The organism is Spongiactinospora sp. 9N601 (genome assembly GCF_044326295.1).
Lineage (GTDB): Bacteria > Actinomycetota > Actinomycetes > Streptosporangiales > Streptosporangiaceae > Spongiactinospora > Spongiactinospora gelatinilytica.
The window spans coordinates 456,443-474,258 of the sequence record NZ_JBIRBB010000007.1; the positions used below are offsets into that span (position 1 = coordinate 456,443).

At 66.5% G+C, this 17,816-nt stretch carries 12 protein-coding genes and 2 CRISPR repeat arrays (1 of these 14 cut by a window edge); of the genes, 1 reads left to right on the plus strand and 11 read right to left on the minus strand.

The window, feature by feature from the left end; all coding sequences use genetic code 11:
* Window positions 1-1,942: direct repeats of the CRISPR family, unit length 29 nt; unit sequence CGGCTCACCCCCACGGGCGTGGGGAGGAC; it begins 39 nt to the left of the window's first position.
* Between the two features lie 72 nt (window positions 1,943-2,014).
* From cas2e to ACH34R_RS19630, 10 genes are all read right to left on the minus strand, one after another.
* A complete protein-coding gene (gene cas2e, locus ACH34R_RS19585) occupies window positions 2,015-2,317 on the minus strand; it encodes a type I-E CRISPR-associated endoribonuclease Cas2e (protein ID WP_397562877.1) in 303 nt (100 codons plus the stop codon).
* A 55-nt stretch (window positions 2,318-2,372) separates the two neighbouring features.
* Window positions 2,373-3,362, minus strand: a complete 990-nt coding sequence (gene cas1e / locus ACH34R_RS19590) for a type I-E CRISPR-associated endonuclease Cas1e (protein ID WP_397562878.1) — start codon at window positions 3,360-3,362, stop codon at window positions 2,373-2,375.
* On the minus strand, window positions 3,362-3,994 hold the full coding sequence (cas6e, locus tag ACH34R_RS19595; RefSeq protein ID WP_397562879.1) for a type I-E CRISPR-associated protein Cas6/Cse3/CasE: 633 nt from the start codon (window positions 3,992-3,994) through the stop codon (window positions 3,362-3,364). Before cas6e ends, cas1e begins: the two co-directional genes overlap by 1 nt.
* The gene (gene cas5e / locus ACH34R_RS19600) at window positions 3,991-4,752 is read right to left on the minus strand and encodes a type I-E CRISPR-associated protein Cas5/CasD (RefSeq protein ID WP_397562880.1); all 762 of its coding nucleotides are present in this window, start codon (window positions 4,750-4,752) and stop codon (window positions 3,991-3,993) included. Before cas5e ends, cas6e begins: the two co-directional genes overlap by 4 nt.
* The gene (gene cas7e, locus ACH34R_RS19605; protein ID WP_397562881.1) at window positions 4,749-5,873 is read right to left on the minus strand and encodes a type I-E CRISPR-associated protein Cas7/Cse4/CasC; all 1,125 of its coding nucleotides are present in this window, start codon (window positions 5,871-5,873) and stop codon (window positions 4,749-4,751) included. The genes cas5e and cas7e overlap by 4 nt, the downstream gene beginning before the upstream one ends.
* Entirely contained in the window at window positions 5,870-6,568 is a 699-nt protein-coding gene (gene casB / locus ACH34R_RS19610) for a type I-E CRISPR-associated protein Cse2/CasB (RefSeq protein ID WP_397562882.1), read from the minus strand. The genes cas7e and casB overlap by 4 nt, the downstream gene beginning before the upstream one ends.
* 14 nt (window positions 6,569-6,582) lie before the next feature.
* Complete coding sequence (gene casA / locus ACH34R_RS19615) at window positions 6,583-8,106, minus strand: type I-E CRISPR-associated protein Cse1/CasA (RefSeq protein ID WP_397562883.1); 1,524 nt, start codon at window positions 8,104-8,106, stop codon at window positions 6,583-6,585.
* 341 nt (window positions 8,107-8,447) lie between these two features.
* Window positions 8,448-11,156 (minus strand): CRISPR-associated helicase Cas3', encoded by a 2,709-nt coding sequence (gene cas3 / locus ACH34R_RS19620; RefSeq protein WP_397562884.1) that lies wholly within the window; start codon window positions 11,154-11,156, stop codon window positions 8,448-8,450.
* A gap of 197 nt (window positions 11,157-11,353) precedes the next feature.
* Window positions 11,354-12,296: a CRISPR direct-repeat array (repeat unit 28 nt; unit sequence GTGCTCCCCACGCCCGTGGGGGTGAACC).
* Between the two features lie 31 nt (window positions 12,297-12,327).
* Window positions 12,328-13,053 carry a DUF2637 domain-containing protein gene (locus ACH34R_RS19625; protein WP_397562885.1) on the minus strand — a complete coding sequence of 242 codons (726 nt, stop codon included), beginning with the start codon at window positions 13,051-13,053 and terminating at the stop codon, window positions 12,328-12,330.
* Window positions 13,050-14,399 carry a tyrosine-type recombinase/integrase gene (locus tag ACH34R_RS19630; protein ID WP_397562886.1) on the minus strand — a complete coding sequence of 450 codons (1,350 nt, stop codon included), beginning with the start codon at window positions 14,397-14,399 and terminating at the stop codon, window positions 13,050-13,052. Before ACH34R_RS19630 ends, ACH34R_RS19625 begins: the two co-directional genes overlap by 4 nt.
* An 884-nt stretch (window positions 14,400-15,283) precedes the next feature.
* On the opposite strand from ACH34R_RS19630, the gene ACH34R_RS19635 reads away from it, so the two are divergent.
* Window positions 15,284-16,471 carry a DUF418 domain-containing protein gene (locus ACH34R_RS19635; protein ID WP_397562887.1) on the plus strand — a complete coding sequence of 396 codons (1,188 nt, stop codon included), beginning with the start codon at window positions 15,284-15,286 and terminating at the stop codon, window positions 16,469-16,471.
* Here the strand turns inward: ACH34R_RS19635 and ACH34R_RS19640 are convergent.
* Window positions 16,363-17,781, minus strand: a complete 1,419-nt coding sequence (locus tag ACH34R_RS19640; RefSeq protein ID WP_397562888.1) for an acyltransferase — start codon at window positions 17,779-17,781, stop codon at window positions 16,363-16,365. The genes ACH34R_RS19635 and ACH34R_RS19640 overlap by 109 nt on opposite strands.
* Window positions 17,782-17,816 lie beyond the last annotated feature (35 nt).

The following is a 17,816-nucleotide window of genomic DNA, read 5'->3' on the forward strand; positions in this document are numbered from 1 at the left end:
GCTCCCCCGCGATCATGCGGTACGACTCACCCCCACGGGCGTGGGGAAGACACGTTGCGCGGGTTCTCTGGGTCTATCGCCTGCGGCGCACCCCCACGGGTGTGGGGAAGACGGGAGATGGCGGCCCGTGCCAAGGAGGAGGTCCGGCTCACCCCCACGGACGTGGGGAGGACCCGAAGATCGAGACGCGCGAGGGCGCGATGCCCGGCTCACCCCCACGTGCGTGGGGAGGACACCCCCAGACCCGCCGCCACGGCCACACCGGTGGGCTCACCCCCACGGGCGTGGGGAGGACCCTGCGGGCCGACGACGCATACCCGGCTGGCGCGGCTCACCCCCACGGGCGTGGGGAGGACCCTTGCGGGTCGTTCTTGGTGGATGTCTCCACCGGCTCACCCCCACGGGCGTGGGGAGGACGGTGCCCACAGGTCGTAACTCTGTGGCCACAGCGGCTCACCCCCACGGGCGTGGGGAGGACCACGACGCTACCGACAGCCCGGCCTGCGCGGTCGGCTCACCCCCACGGGTGTGGGGAGGACCCTACCTCATGCCAGTCGACGACGGCCGCCGACGGCTCACCCCCACGGGCGTGTGGAGGACGATCCACCCCTCCTCGGCCATGATCCGCAGCACGGCTCACCCCCACGGGCGTGGGGAGGACACCTCCCAGGTCCATGGCCGCCAGCGCGTGATCGGCTCACCCCCACGGGCGTGGGGAGGACCCCGGCGGCTGGGTCTCCACCGCGCTGACCCGCGGCTCACCCCCACGGGCGTGGGGAGGACGCACCAGCGACCGCGAGCGTATTCCTGAGATGCGGCTCACCCCCACGGGCGTGGGGAGGACCCGGAGTGCATGAAAGTGCCAACCCTGGGCGGCGGCTCACCCCCACGGGCGTGGGGAGGACTCTCCGCCCGGAACCCCGAGATCTTCGGCAGCCGGCTCACCCCCACGGGCGTGGGGAGGACCGGAATGCCGCCGGTCATGGACGAGACGTGCGCGGCTCACCCCCACGGGCGTGGGGAGGACGACCACCCCAGACGATGTAGGAAACGATGCAGCGGCTCACCCCCACGGGCGTGGGGAGGACGAACGTGGTCAACCACCAGTGGCGATGGTTTTCGGCTCACCCCCACGGGCGTGGGGAGGACGCCGTTCGAGCATGGGTCATTGTAGAGTTTCACGGCTCACCCCCACGGGCGTGGGGAGGACGGTGCCCTGTTCCGTGGCCGGCACCATGGCGTCGGCTCACCCCCACGGGCGTGGGGAGGACTCACGTGCCCGCGGTTGAGCACGCCGAAGAACAGGCTTACCCCCACGGGCGTGGGGAGGACCATGGGCACACCACAGGTCACGCGCCGGAGGGCGGCTCACCCCCACGGGCGTGGGGAGGACCGGCTGGCGTGCTGGGCGAGTTTCGCCAGGCACGGCTCACCCCCACGGGCGTGGGGAGGACGCCGTTCGAGCATGGGTCATTGTAGAGTTTCACGGCTCACCCCCACGGGCGTGGGGAGGACGAGGTGACGACGATCGCCTACGACCCGGCCTACGGCTCACCCCCACGGGCGTGGGGAGGACGCAATGAGGCCGACCATCCAGGGGTCCAAGTCCGGCTCACCCCCACGGGCGTGGGGAGGACCTGACGTCCATACGCCCTCCTAAAAGATGTCACGGCTCACCCCCACGGGCGTGGGGAGGACTCCCGCACAGAAGGATCCACCTGTTCCATCCGCGGCTCACCCCCACGGGCGTGGGGAGGACGAGCCGCAGCGGATCGTCGGCATCGTGGATGGCGGCTCACCCCCACGGGCGTGGGGAGGACGTACTTGCGCGCTAAGGCCCTGATCGACAGCCCGGCTCACCCCCACGGGCGTGGGGAGGACGACGGCCACCCCGCCCTCCGAGGCTTTGGGCAGGGCTCACCCCCACGGGCGTGGGGAGGACCCTTCGTGAAGTGCGGAAACTCCTGCGACCTGCGGTGATGTGATGTCGGGGTTTGTCGGTGATTTTTAGGCGTCATGGTTGGACAGGTACTTCTGGAAGGAACCGGACGAGTTGGAGGCCGTCGAAGTCGGCGACGTGGCGGCGGCGTTCGCCGGCGGTGCGGATGGTGAAGCCTTGCTCGTTTTCCGCAGGGTGAAGACACACGGCGGCGCCGTCGGCGATGCATGCGCTGACAGCGGACCAGAGCTCGTCGCGGATGCGGGCTGAGACGGTGCCGACGTACAGGCCGGGGGCCGGTTCGATGAGCCAGCGAGTGAGGGCCCCGCGGACATGGTCGGGGACAGCGGTGGTGGATATGACGATCATGGATGCCATGCGAGATACACCTTCTGAGGAATGCGACGCCCCCGCACACCGACGAAGTTGAGGCTTACCAGGGGATGTCGCCGCTGGCCAGGTCGTCGCCGTAGTTCACGCCCGCCAGGAGAGAGCCGAGATCTGGGTCCCAGAGATGGACGATGTCGGCGGTGCGAGCGGTAGATGCGGCCTCGACGGCGTCCGGAGCGATCATCTTCTGGAGGTCGGAGACGATCGTGGGCATGAGCTTGATCAGCCGGAACTCCTCGCGGAGTCGCGTACGTGCCTCACGCTCGGGCTGTGCGGAAGCGGCCAGCGAGAAGGCGAGCGGGATGGTTACCTTGGCCTTGTAGAGGTCGGCGATGTCATACACGAACGCCATCTGGGTACCCGCATGAACAAAGCCCAACGCCGGCGAGCAGCCCAGCGCCAGTGTGGCGGCATGGACGACCCCGTAGAGGGCGGCATTCGCCGCGGACAGCGCCAGGTTCACCGGGTCTTGTGCGTCCCAAGCGGCCGGGTCGTAGTTACGACGGAAGCGGGTGATGCCGTACTTCGTCGCCAGCATGCGATACAGCGCCTTGATCCGCTGGCCTTCCAGGCCACGGAGCTGCTCCAGGTTGACCGCGGAAGGAAGAGAGCCCGCCCCGAACCGGTGCTCGTACATCCGGATGGCAACACGGAGTCGTTCGTCGTCGTTCGCCCAGGCGCGGACCTGGCGTTCCAGCCAGTCGGTGGTGAGCTGAGCGGGCAGGATGCCCGCATAGGAGCGTACGCCGCCCGCGCCGACGCATACCAGGCTGGTGCCGTGCCGGGCGAAGGTGGCGAGGGCGGGTTGTGTGATGGATGTGCCCGGGCCGAGGAGTCCGCAGGCGAGGGAGGCGGTCGGCAGATAGACGCGTTCGATGCCCCGAGGTGATTCCACCTGGGCGCACACGCCGGTGTCATCCTGGACGATTCGGACACTCTCCATATAAAGAAAGGAAAGTGAGTCCGCGATGCGCGGCAGCATCGCCAGCGTGGGTTGACCGAGACGCCGTTTGGCGTTGGCGGGCCCGGCCATCAGAGGGCCGTCGGAGCGAGGCTCAGCAGGCCACAACCGTACGCCTTGCCGCGGCCGATTCCGTTGAGCACGGCTTGTTGTACCAGCTCAGCGTCCTTTACTACGGCGATGCCGTCGAAGCGGGTCGCGGCGTGTCGCACCCCCGCCTTGCCCGGACTGCGGATGTCGGGCAGTGATGTCGAGACGACGGTACGCAGGATCAGGCCGTTCGCTTGGGCCCTGGCATGCCACCATTCGTCGGCCTCCGGTCCGCGAAGGGCGACCAGCTTGCCGGAACGCTCCGAAGTTCGGCCGAGTCGTTTGGAGGTGTTGGCGATGATTCGGTACTGAACAGCGAGTTCCGGACGCAGCACGTTCAGGAGTGGGGTGAGGTCGCGTACGGCGAGCGTGCCGTACTGGTCGGGCAACCGGGTGGCATCGACCGGCGCGCGGGTCTGGATGAGCAGGTGCGGGCCAACGGCGCTGGTGTCGTCGTAGCGATAAAGCACGCCCGCCTGGGCTCGGGCCCGCTCACCGAGTCCGTCTGGAACCAGGGACATGACCCGCTTGTGCAGGGCCTCGGCGTTGCGGAGGTCCTGACGGGCCAGGCGGCTACGCGGCTCGGGGACGATCCGCGTCAGCCAGGTGCTCATGATGTCCCTCCTGCGTAGTCGAACAGGGCTTTCTGGTATTCGGCTCCGTGTCCGAGCCAGAGGCGTTCGGGCACGTGGTGAGGGGTTACGCTGACCGTGCGGAGCCGATAACGCCGGTCGAATCGGGCGAAGCTGACCGGCACATCGAGCAGTTCCGCGACCGCCGTAGCGCGGGAGTTGGCTCCTTCCCTGACGAAGTCGAGTTGTGGTTCGGGCGTGGGGTTTCCGTTCGATTGAGGCAGACGGCGTGCGACGGGCACGTGCTCGGCGAGGTCCTGGTGCGGATCGTCGGTACGGCGCAGCAGCAGCGGTGGGTCGGGCGGGCAGGAGCGACGCCCCAGATAGGGCTGCCATCGCGGCCGGGCAAGCCGATCGCCGAGAGGCTCGATCACGTCGGGCGGACCGATGACGCCCACGACGAACACCGCATCGGACAGGTAGTGCCTGCGGGTGACGATGGTGGCGGTTTCCACGCTGCGGCGCCCGCCCTCCGAGGTGGGCACGGTCTGCTGACGGCTGCGCCCGCCCCCGACCGTGTGGAAGTCCACCAGCGGGACACCGGGGCGATCGATCCTGATGACGAACTCAAGGTCCCCGAAACGGTCGAGGCTTTCGCCGCGACGCAGGCCGTACGCCCCGGCGAACATGCCGATCAGGCCGGACCGGGTCGGGAAGCGCTGGGTGTCACGTTCGGTGAAGGCGCTGTGTTCACCCCAGGACTGGAGCGGTCCGGCCAGACGCAGGACCAGCCCGCTCACTCGCCCGAACCCGAGGAGAACGCCGCGGCCACCGCATTCTTGATCAGGTCGGCGTAGGAGTTGTCCATGCCGCCCAGCCCGGAAAGCTGCTTGGCGTCGATTCCAGCGTGTGCGTGTCGTACGATCCCCTCCTCGCCCCACAGGGTGTGCAGACGCTGGGCGTAGGAGGCCAGCACGTCGCGGGATCGCGCCGCGTAACCGCCCTCCGCGGTGAGCCGTACCGGTGCCTCGAACGCCGGCGCCAGCGAGACGGGCCGATCCGCGCGGACCGCGAGGTAGGCCAGGTCAGGAATGGTGTTGGCGGCCGTCGAGTTCTGCTTGCCGGTCGGCAGGGCGGAGATGAACGATGTCAGGAAGACACGGGTGAGTTCGGCCGCCGACGTGGTGTCTGCGAGGTTTTCTTGCAGGCCGGTGATGTCCACGCTGGCGTAGCGGTAGAAAACACCGGCGGAGAATTCGGCGGAGTTCATATGGCCGCTGCCGCGCATCTCCTCCGGGTTGAGGTCGTCCACCGCGGTGAAAAAGTCCACCTCGGCGCTGGTGCTGTGGGTGGTGAAGGCATGCGCGACCTGTACCGCACCGTCCACCTCAGCGCCGGGTAGTTCGGCGAGCATCCGGCCGAACAGGTTGATCACTCCGTTGCGACGGGATAGCACGTCGGCGATCCGGGCGGCGGGGAGCACTGCTGTCGGCTTCTTCTTCCCCGCTTCTGCCGCGATCTCCTCGCGGTGCTCGGCGGCCACGTCGGCCAGCTCGTCGAGGGCGGCGATGGGCAGGTACAGCAGTACCGAGGTGACACCATCGTCTTCCACCTTCAGGCCCTTGCCGGCCGACAGGACGACCTGCTGCCCACCGGCCGTGGCGAGTTCGCTCGGCCAGCCGCGGGCGACAAGCCGTTGTGCGACCTGCTCAGGGATGCGGCGGGTGCGCGCGGCCGGGTCGCCGAGCAACTCTTCCACAGCGAGTCGTACGGCGCGTTTCCAACTCTGGCTGCTCACGCGGGTACGATTCGCGCCACCGTAGGTGACGGATTTGGGAGACCCGAGATCATCCCTGTTGATGTTGCTGTAGGGGAGGGTTTGCAGCAGGTGTATGTCGATGAATCGAGGGGTTTTCGTCACTGGTCCTCGCCTTCGGGTGATTCGCTCTTGGCCATGGCCTTCTTCTGCATGGCGCGTACGGCGTACAAGGTCCGGTAGTAGTCCTGAAGCCACCGCTTGGTCACACGATCACGCTGTGTCCCCCAGGCGGCGAGATCGAGAGTGAGACGCAACCAATCGACCCGAATCAGCTCGGCTCGTATGGTGGCGATCAGACGCGGCAGGTGGCGATGGATGCCCCCCACGTCCTGGCGGCACATGAGGTGCAGGCGCGGCTCGATGGTGTCCTCGCGGCCCTTGTCGGTCGCCACCATTCGGCCCAGAGTGGCGCCAAGGGTCTCCTGTTGATCTTCCGGTGCGGGCTCGGAGGCTTCCGTCGCTTCCGGCTCATCCTCCGCATGGGGAGCGTCGTCGTTTCGGCCTGTGGTCTGATCACGGGCGTCTCTAGGCTGGGCGGCGATCATCGCCGCGACCGTGTAGAACGCGCGTTCGGTGGCGTCGTCCGGGTTCGGGGGAAGGGTGTAGGCGACCACCATGTGGGCCGGGCGTGCGGCGTGATGCTCTGGGTCCCGGCCAAGGGCTCTACGGAGCGCGACGCGGCGGCGCTTGTTTCGGGAGTCCTTGTCGTCGAGTGTCCTGACGGCCGCTTCGACCAGCATGGCCGCCCGTCTCCCGAGTTCATCGCGTTGCTCTTGCCAGGTGGCGTTGTCAGGCATCCGTGCTCCTGGGGCTATGCGGCTTTGGGGCGGTTACGTGCGGCGAAGATGTGACCGCGGTTGCGCTCGACCGCGCGCCGTACCCGCGGAGTGTTGCCGGCCCGGTCGCAGACCTTGTCATAGATGTGCAGCGCCAGCTTGATGAAGTCGAGCGTCGGATCGTCGAACTCGCGTGCCCACACCTTGCGCCAGAAGATCCTTTCGGCTTCCGGCCAGTACCACGCCTCGCCTTGGTCCCGCAACGGCCCGGGTGAAACGTCCTTGCGGGCGGGAGGTCCTTGGCCATTGGACGGGTCATTGATCGCCACCCAGACGCTTCGCAGCGCCGAACGCAGGTGTACGGCGACGCCTTCGGCGGCCACTCTGACGCGGCTGAGGCCGCTCGCACTCTGGTCGTCACGGAGGAGAGACAGGACTGCGGGCGTGGTGGCGGTGAACCACTGCCGGTCACGGGTCTGTCCGTCCTGGTCGAAGCCGAAGGCACGCACGCGCAGGTGGTCGAGCACGTCGAACGGCAGCTCGCTGGCATGACCAAGTACCTTCGGCCGCTGGGCATCCCGTTCGCCGAGACGTTCCAGCAGGAGCGCATCCACGTCCCGCCACAGCGCTCGATCACTTTGCGCCCCCCGGGCGTAGCGATCCCCGGTCTTGTTGACCTGATAGATCAGGAAGGGGTCCTCCGCGGGTGGGGTCGGATGGCGCCATGCCCACGTGATCCACGCGTCGTTGACCATGCCGTCGTGATGCGAGAGCAGTACGGCGTGCCGGAACCGTCCGGTCAAGCGACCGGCGATGCCCGACGGGGCCGGGGGGAGGCCGAGAGGGTGGGGAAGCTCATCTCGTTCCCACGGGGCGAGGTCATCGGCCAGCCGGTGGCTGCCGGGGTAGGGAATGCCGACTATGAGGGACTCGAAAACGGTACGGCCGAGGGGATGGAATGAGATCGTGCCACGTAGGGGGCCGGCCGTGCTGTTGGCTTCGTTCCGGCCGTTGACGGTACGGGCCGTGCATCGGCCGGAAGGGCCGTAGTAGAGCTGGGCGAGGAGGTACCAGACCGCCTCGCCTGGAGGGATAGGGCGAGAGTCGAGATCGGTGTGGTGGTCGAACCACACCTGGTTGTTACCGGCTGGCCAGGACAGTACCAGCTTGTTGAGCCCCGAGGTCTTCTTGCACTCGGTGGCCAATCGCAGGTCCTGGAGCCAGGGGCGCTCCGGGTGCAGTAGGGAGAAGCGACTCCGGTGTCGGTCAAAGTATGCCGTCACCTTACGTGCGCTGAAGTGGCCTTTGGCGAGAGCGTCCTCACGGCGTTTCGTCCATGTATCAAAGGGGGCCGGTTCGTCGAGACCGGAAACTCGAGCCGCGATCACGGTAAGGACACGCCACAGCCCAGCACCACCAGGGGGCGACGGTACTTCCACGTCTGCCAGATCGTGTGCATGGGTAAAGAGTTCCTGGAGGCCGACAGAATGGTTCGTTGAGATCGGGAGCCACTTGGCGGTCGCCAGATCGAAGTGGCGCGGGTCGTGCACAATGTGCATACGAGTCCCCATCTATTGAGGGTGAGCCGTAGAGAAGCTGTGCGGCGTAGGCTCCCCACGCCCGTGGGGGTAGGAGGGCGCCGTCGTGAGACGACGGCGCCCTCGGATCAAGCCTGTGCCAACTGTGCCGTCAGGACTACGACGAGGACCAAGATCACCATTCGATAGGTCCACCGAACGAGCGCATGGTGTGACAGAACGAGACTTACTTGCATGCGCAAATACCCCCTCTGTGATTTTCCGAGCACGTTCGGTTGAGATGGTAGCGGCGGAGACCCTTGTATGGAAGGCCCAAGCGGCGGCCCATGCACAGCTACTCTACTTGGGCATGCTCAGCTCTTCTACTTGTGCCGGTCCACACGGAGTCCCAGGTCGGGATCCAGTTGGAAGGAGAGCTCGCTGAGCACGGCGGCTTCTTGGCCATCCACTCCGACGCGGAGAGGCAAGATGACCAGGTCCCGGAGCCAGGCATTGCGCTGCCACCTTTCGGGGGGATCGTTGCTCGCATCTTGATCTTTGAGCAACGCTGCTCTCAGTGGGATGGTCTCGGCCAGTACTTGCTTGATCAACCGCCGGGGAATCTTCTCGCGGTCGGGAAGCCGGGTTGAGCGACCAGCGTCCAGGTACAAATGGCCGTCGTCGCCGGTGTACGCGCACAAGACCCGCACCGAGTCCGCGCCCAGCCGGGTCGAGATCATGTCCTCACTCGCCTCGGACGTGGTGAACTCGTGCAGGCCGGAGATCTCGTCCGGATCTGGTATGGCGGTCACGTCAGCCATGCTCAAGCCGGCCATTTCCTGGCCAAGCCACTCCAAGGCATCGTCGTCGAGCTGCCCACTGGCGAAGGCATCGTCATAGACCTCCTCCACCAGTCCCTGTACGTCGTCGGGTATGGCGATGACGCGCTCGATGAGCAGTTCGTCGGTACGGCGCAGCAAGGCCCGGGAGTAGACGAAGGGCCACGAGCCGGGTAAGGCCAGCCCGCCATCCGCCCTGCTCGGCCGGAGGACGGCGAGGCGCGGAACAGCCGCCCAGGATGGTCGGATCCGTCCGTCGTGGCGGTGGCAGCGGCCTGCTCGCTGTAGCAGCAGTGCGATCGGGGCGAGGTCGCTGATGAGAAGATCAAAGTCGAGATCAAGTGATTGCTCGATCACCTGAGTGGCCACCAGCACCGCGGCGTGGGGTCGGTGTTCGCAGGCGGCCAAGTCCTCACAGGTGCTGCACTTGCCGAAGTCGGCCGTCACCTGGCGGGTGAGCTCTTCCCTCCGGCGCGCTGGGAAACGTGCATGTAGCAGCGTCAGCTCTGGTACCGAATCGGTCTGGAGACCATCGAACCATTTCCTCAAGAACCGATAGGTTTCCTGAGCTTCGGCAACCGTGTTGCATACGACGGCCGCACATCCTCCGTTCTCGACCAAGGGGTTCAGGAGTTCGCGCAGGGTCGCGGAACGATCCATGACAACCCCGCTGATAGGCGCTCGTCGTACTTCCAAGTGCAGATCGACCGCTTTTGCCGTCACGTCGAAAGATGAGATCTGCCCGGTCGTCGCATCCGCATAGGCCCATCCGGGATACCGGATCGACGGCAGGGGCGAATCCGGGTGGCCGGCGCCGCGAAGGTACGCCGCCATCAGACGACTGGCGATCCGGGTGGGCAACGTGGCGGACATCAGCACCACCGGCACCCGCAACGCGCCCAGCCAGGTCAGCGTCTTGGCCAGTAGCCCCTGCATGTAGGCGTCGTACGCGTGAACTTCATCAACGATCAGTACCTTGGTCGCCAGCCCCAGCATGCGAAGCGCGGAATGCTTCAAGGGGAGTACGGCCAGCAGGGCCTGATCGACGGTTCCCACCCCCATGGACGCCAGCAGCCCTCGTTTCCTGCCGTGCAGCCACTCCGGTGCCCTGAGGCTCGTGTCGTCCGTGATCACCGTGGAGTCGGTACCGGTGCCGGTATAGGCGTCGTTGAGCCAGGACATGCTGTGCAGCAAGGTGAGCGCCGCATCGTCTTCGGCTCGCCGCTCACCGTACGCCCTGGTCCTGCCGTACATCTGGTCGGCCGTCGCCATCGTCGGCAGAGTGAACAAGAATCCGGGCACGCCGCTCGCCTCACCCAGCAGTCGCGCGCCATGGAACACCGCCTCGGTCTTGCCGGCCCCCATAGGCGCGGTGACCAGCAGCAGCCCGGAACCACCTGACAGCAGGTGCGGCAGGTTCTCGGAAATCGATCGTTGCAGATCGTTCGGGGTTTCAATGTGCGGAAACTCGTCGGCGAAGGTTCCGCTACGCAGGTGCACGGGGGCCAAGCCCGCTTCGTCGATCAAACTCGGTGCGAGGTGGAGTGAACGCTCGTAGTGGGCCTTAAGGCCATCTGCCACCGTGGGCACCTCGGGCAGGCGCTTGATCAAATGTACGTCCTGGCTGACCAGCCAGTCCGCCAGAATCACCAGCCCGCAGATCAGCTCAGCGGCCACCGGGGTGACCACAGGGGGCGCCGAAGGCGGATCGACGATCCGGGCGACCGTACCGAACAAGGCCTCCCGCTGCTCCTCCCACTTCCCATCCCCGAGTTCCGGCAGTACGGCCGCCGCCGGTGCTCGGCACTCACGGTGGTCACGGATGCTGTACCGCCCGTGGTGCCCGCCGAGCATCTGGGCCACCACGAAAGCGGCGCTGCGCGGGGAGCGGGCGTCGTACCCCATGCGGCTCAACGGGCGACTCAGCCAGACATGCGCAGCGTATTCGTGGCGCTGGTTTTCTCCTGCCACGTCTGGATATCCGTCAAGGAGGCCGAACGCGACGGGGTCTTGTAGTTGGAAGCACGCCATACACTTGCCGATATCGTGCAAACCAGCCCAAAAACCTACAAGCTTGCGTGCTGCTTCTTCGGACACTGAAAGAGAATTCGCAATGAAACTGCGAAGCGCGGGTGGGAGGTAGCGCTCCCACAGCGTCTCTGCCATGGCAGCGGCGTCCAGCAGGTGGCAGATCACGGGGTACGGCCGATCAAGCCCTTTTGATTTGCCCCAAAGGTCTAGGTCTATCTCCATTTGCTCCTCGGTTTCCCTCGGCAGTCCGCCGCGCGCGATAGCCCCGCGCGCCGGGAGCATATGGGATCAGGCTTCGCCTGTGTGCCGATTTCGTAAAAATCAGTGCGAGAACAATATTCACGTTTTCCAAGTTGATCACCGACAAACCCCGACACTCCATCGTCGCAGGTCGCGCGTATCATGGCTGCTCAGTAAGGGTGCTCCCCACGCCCGTGGGGGTGAACCGCGAGCATGCCACGCTCTTGAGCTGGCAGACCCGTGCTCCCCACGCCCGTGGGGGTGAACCGCCTTCGAGATCTGGCGACGCGCGGGTGTCCGCGTGCTCCCCACGCCCGTGGGGGTGAACCGACGTCCAGGCCGAGGTGGGAACGGAAGGCCACGTGCTCCCCACGCCCGTGGGGGTGAACCGCGGGCGTATGAGGGTCGGCCGATGCACCCACAGGTGCTCCCCACGCCCGTGGGGGTGAACCCCGTTCTGTACTGTGCGTAGATGTGCCGGAAAAGTGCTCCCCACGCCCGTGGGGGTGAACCGGTGAGACGGACCACGCACAATCAAGATCATTTGTGCTCCCCACGCCCGTGGGGGTGAACCGGCCGAGGGCTTGGGGGTCCCCCGGGTTCTGTGGTGCTCCCCACGCCCGTGGGGGTGAACCGCCAACGATTCAGGGTCGATTTACCTACCTGCGTGCTCCCCACGCCCGTGGGGGTGAACCGGCAGAACGCGCTTAGGTCCACGACGAGCTACAGTGCTCCCCACGCCCGTGGGGGGTGAACCGACCTCGACCCGGGCGGCCTTCAGCGGACCTCCGTGCTCCCCACGCCCGTGGGGGTGAACCGCGGCCCGCCTGGCGAGCCTGCGCGCCCACCACGTGCTCCCCACGCCCGTGGGGGTGAACCGGGCGTCGCCTCCGCCGACGAGGTGCGCAACCGGTGCTCCCCACGCCTGTGGGGGTGAACCGCAGCCGGTGGCCGGGGTGAAGTACTGCAACCGGTGCTCCCCACGCCTGTGGGGGATGAGCCGACAGTGCCAGCGTGGGCGTCAACCGGCCGCCTGTGCTCGCCACGGCTGTGGGGGAGCCTGTCACCGGCCATAACGTGGTCGGAGGCGCTGTGTGCCCGCCATGGCTGTGTGGACCGGCCTTCCTTGAAGGCGTTCTAGAAAGCCTGGGGCTCAGTAGTCCAGTCCGCCGGACTGGCCCGCTGCTTTAACCAGGCGTCCCCAGCGTGCGCTGCGACCGTAGGCGGCGGCGATGGCGGTCGCGCTTGGCAGGTGGCCGTTCGTCTGTTGGACAGATGTTGCCCATTGCCATGCTTCTCGTTGCAGGTGGCGGCCACTGGCGGCATGGCCATCATGGCTGCTTTCAGGCTTGTCCACAGGTTGTGGATAGGGGGCGGTGCGTGTGGGGGGCTGCTGGCGGGCGGTGTGGCGGATCATGCGCATGAGCATTTCGTAGGCGCCGATCAGGGCGAGGCTGGGCCAGGCGGCGATGATACGGGCGGTGAAGGTCGGTTCGGCGATTGCCACGTTGGCGGCGAGGCTGGCGCCGCTGCTGATGATGAGGAACAGCCACGGGAGGAGGCCGCCGCGGCGGCCTGCGCGGGAGTCTTCCAGGAGGGCGAGGGACGCGGCCACGATCATGCCGTCCACGGCGAGTGGCACGAGGGCGGCAGACCAGAAAGATTCGCCGTGTTGTATGGCGAGTTGGTGCATGTGCTGGTAGCTGACGATGGCCGCTATGGCGGCGAGCACCACGACTGTGGCGATGGTGGTGCGGCGGATGATGTTGGCGGAGCGACTGGTGGTCGCGATGTAGTCGCGTGATGGGCGATCGGCAGGTACGGAGACTTCTGCCTGCGCAGTATCTGGCGTGGACTGAGTAAGAGCACGCGACCTCATACGCGGCCCCCGTTGGAGCGGTTGCGGATCTTGGAGAACGCGTCCAGCGCGGTTTCGTCGGCGTCGTCGAGGGTGTGCAGGTATTTCTCGGTGGTGGCGATGGAGGCATGACCCAAGCGCTCTTTGACGACTTGGAGGTCGGCGCCGCCGGCCAGCAGCCAGGAGGCGTGTGCGTGGCGTAGATCGTGGATACGGACCTTGATGCCAAGGTCGGCCGCGGCAAGGGCGGGTTTCCAGATCTTACGGCGGAAGGCGTCAGCGGGAATGTGGCCATCGGTATCGCGGCGGCGTGGTAGGCGCGGGTTGTCCTTGCCGCTGTTGCGGCGTTGGGCACGGTAGATCGCGAAGGCCGCGCGACAGTGATCGCACCGGCACTTGCGCGTGTTGTATGCAGTGATGGTCCCGTGTCGGTAGGCGCGTCCCGCGGCATTGGGCTCTGTGTAGCCCAACTGTTCGGGATCCGGCACTGGACGCAATTTCCTCCGGGTGGCCGACTCGTGCCGCCAGGTGAAGAGGAGGTCGTCGGGGCCGAGGTTTTGTTCCTTGATATGGGCGCTCAGTTTAGTGACGAGCTGGCGGGTGAGCTTGAAGCGGCGGAACTCCTTGTCTTTCGGGTAGTTCTTGACCAGAAACCGCTCGCCCTTGGGGTGGAATTTCGGGTTGACCTCGACGACCGCTCGGCTGATCGTCAGTATTTGAGATCCTACATGCAGGTCCTTCACGCGCAGTTCTGTTAGTTCACCCCAGCGCAGCCCGGTCTCGATGTCGGTCTCGACGAGTAGCTGGGTGTCGGCGTCCGGAAGCTCTTCATAAAGGATGTCGAACTGCTCCGGCGTGATGATGGTTCGCGGTTTTGCTGGAACCGGCGGTGTCCTGACCCCTTTACAGGGATGAATGAAGGTCACTTGGTCGTGAAAGGCAGTAGTGAAGACGGCGCTCAGGACCGTCTTGTTCTTCTGGATGGTTGCTGCTTCAAGCCCGAGTGCCTTCATGGTCGTGACCCATGAGCGAACATGTTCGGGCATGATGTCGATCATGCGCATCCGGCCGAACTCGGGCAGGATGTGCTTGTGGATTGCGTATGTGTAGCTTTGGCGAGTGGTCGCCTCCATCTCATGATTGGGCAGCCAGGTCTCACGTACGTAGCTTCGGAAAGTCTGGCGACCACGCTTCGGATCACCTACTCGACCTTTGGCTACCTCTGACTCGGCTCGTTGCCAGGCTTTGTCCGCTTCCTTCTGGTTTGAGAAGGTTCCGGCTGACTTCTCCAGGCCCTTGAAGTCGAGGTAGTAGGCGGTGTAGCGCACCTTGCCTTCGCGGTTGCGGCGAGGGCGGGAAAACCCCATGGATCACCTCCTTGATCGTTTGACCGTCGTTTGACCGTGGCACTGTCCGTCAGCGATGGGCACTGCTGGTCAGTCTTGGGGATCAAAACTATGGCCCCTACCTGCAAGTTTACGTCCTGATCCCAATGTGGCCAGTAACTCGATTGAACGATAAAGAGGCGCTGATAAGGAAGAGGTCCCAGGTTCAAGTCCTGGTAGCCCCACCACGTTTCCCCAGCTCAGAGGCTAGATCCCAAGCTCGTGGATCTGGCCTCTTGATCGTTTGTCGGCCATTTGTTAGTGGGACTGGACCTGATCGGGTGACAGAGATCACACCAGATCGACGCCAGGCGAGACTTCGGGCGGCGGGCCCTCGCGGCTGATTGAACAGCGGAGGGCAGGCTTGTGGCGATTTGAACGTTCGTGCCTGTAGGGGTGTGTTCGCGAGTGCGCCGGTGGGCGGGGTGTTGCCTGTGGTGAGTACTGCGCCGGCTGCAACAGGATGAGAAGGCGTTGGGGCCGGTCAGTCCCCCGAGAAGTTCACCTCAATGACCCTGAGCAGGTCCGCGGTGGATACGCGGTACAGATCGCCGACACGAATGATGTGAACCGGGAATTCACCCGGGGCAGATTTTACAGGGGATGCGCATCGGGTGGCGGATATATCCGGACGACTATCCGGAACGGGGCGGCCGTACGCGGCTCTCGGGGGATTCGGACACGACGGCGGCAGATCCTCAAGACCCTTGTCTCGGGGCGGGTTCGCTTTGACGGGCAGGTCCGATCGCGGTGTGTGCGCCGAAGCGCGCGACATTCTGGTGTCGCTCCTGCCATAGACTTTCGTCACTCCCGGACCTGCCAAGGGCCGATGTCCCACCCCGCACCATGTCTCTAGCGTCGTGGCCATGACACAGACGCCGGGATCAAGGCGAGTGCACGAGATCGACGCCGTGCGCGGGTTCGCGCTGGCGGGCATTCTGGTGGCCAACATCGGCTTTTTCGCCGATCCGCGCTACGCCGTGACCACCGGCACGATGCCGATCACGGAGGGGCCGGTCGCGTGGTTCGTCAGCACGGTGGTGCTGACGAAGTTCTACATTCTGTTCTCGTTCCTGTTCGGCTACTCCTTCACGCTCATGTCGCGGGATGGCGTGAAGGTGAAGGCCAGGATGGCGCGGCGGTGCCTGGGGCTGTTCGCGATCGGGGTGGCGCACGGGTTCCTGTTGTGGATCGGCGACATTCTCACCCTGTACGCCATGCTGGGGTTGATCCTGCTGGCCCTGCGCGGCATCTCGGCCAGAAGGGCGTTCGTCATCGGCTGCTGGATCATCGGGATCATGTCGGTGATCTGGCTGGTACTGGCCGGGCTCACTCTGCTGGACCCGGCGGGTGAGGTCGCGCCGCTGGTGGACGCGGCGGCCGGAGTGCGAGCCGAGGAGCTGGTCAGAAGCGGGCCGCTGGGCGTACTGACGTTCCAGGCCGAGACGTATCCGGCGCTGGCCGTGATGGTGTGGGTCGGGCAGGGGCCGATGGCGCTGGCGCTGTTCCTGTTCGGGATGGCGGCGGGCAGGTCGCGGGTGCTGGAGGAGCCGGAGCGCTGGGCTCGCTTCGTGCCGCGCATGCAGTGGGCCGGTTTCGGCGTGGGGCTTCCTGCGGCGGGCTTCTTCACCTGGGCGCAGGGCCGTGGGAACGCGCTCGAACTGCTCTCGATGGCCGTGAACAACGTGGCCTCGGTACTGCTGACCGCCGCCTACGTGGTCACGTTCCTCCAGGTGATCAGGCGTTTTCCGGCCGTCGGCCGCGCGCTGGCCCCGGCCGGACGGGCGGCGGCATCGAACTACATCGGGCAGTCGGTGCTGTGCTGCCTGGTGTTCACCGGCTACGGGCTGGCGCTGGCGGGCAGGTTGTCGCCGTTCGTCGTGATGGGGGTCGCGGCGGTGATCTATGTGGTGTTGCTCGCCTTGAGCGCGTGGTGGCTGCGCGGTCACCGGTACGGCCCGGTGGAGTACGTGCTGCGCTGGTTCACTCGATGGGCCAGACCGTCCGGGGGGATCGAACGTAGCAGTCGCAAAGCCGCCGCGGAGGCGAGGTAGGTGATCAGCGCGAATGCCGGCATTCCGGATACGGTCGGAGCGGCGCTCGGCCACAGGCTGTTGACGAGCAGGGCGCAGGCGGCTCCCGCGAGTCCCGCCATGGTCAGCCACAGCCGGAACACCGGACGGGAAGCCGTGCGGGCCAGTCCCGCCGGGATCGGGATCGGGATCGGGAGCCGGCGGGAGCGTTGGGCGCCGCGTACCTCGATCGGTCCGAAGATCGCGACGAGCACGGCGAGGACGGTACTGCACATGATCAGCAACGGGACTCGCCAGGCCAGCCACGCGGCCGAGCCGGCCTCGGGGGTCGGGAGTACGTCCGCCACGTGCAGTGCGGCGGTGAGCAGGATCGCGGCGGAGATGTGCCAGAGGAGGATCGTCATGATCACCGAGTTGACGGCGACCACGGCCGTCCACCGGCGGGTGCGCCGCAACCATCGCTCGGCCCGGTCCCGCAGCAGCAGCGCCACCCCGAGCTGGGCGGTCGCGACCGCGAGCAGGGCCAGGCTGGGCGGGGACATGTTGTGCAGCCGCTCGCCGGGCACATTGATCAAACTGACCGGGTAGGGGCCGGGAAGGGTGAGCAGGAGCAGCCCGCCGATCCCGGCGGCCACCAGCGGCACGGCGACGCGGGGGCGGGCCGGGAGCAGTCCGTCCCGCCAGGCGAAACCCATCTGATGGATGGCCAGCCAGCCGAACAGGAAGTTGCCGTCGCCCCAGAAGTCATGGCCGAGGAGGCGGGCCGCGTCGCCGACGGCGACGAGCCCGGCCAGCACCGCCGGGACGGTGAGTCCGTACCGGCAGTGGAGGGCGTACATCGGCGGCGTCAGCGCGACCACGATCAGGTAGACCACGAGGAACCACAACGGGATCGAGGCCAGCCACACCACCATGCGAACGCGGGCGGGGCCGGCGTCGAACAGGCCCGCCGCCAGCGCCCCGCCTCCCAGTACCAGCACCAGGGCCGTGGTCGGCGGGATCAGCCGGCCGCTCCGCTTGATCAGCCATTCGGTGGCCGTCCCGCCTCGGCGCCGCGCCGCGGCGAGGGACACGGCGTTGGCGTACCCGCCGACGATGAAGAACACGGGCATCACCTGGACCAGCCAGGTCAGCGGTTGTGCCCATGGCAGGTCCGGCAGCGCCGACCGGCCGATCAACTCGCCGTGCTCGTCGTAGCCGACCACCGTCGCCAGCCAGTGCCCGAGGACCACCGCCACGATCGACACGGCTCGCAGCAGGTCGATGAACCGCTCCCGCGACGGCGGCGTCCGCTCCGCGAGCCGCCGCACCTCTCGCAACGCGGTACCCATGTCCTGCACCTTCCCCAGCGCGCATAGAGATACCA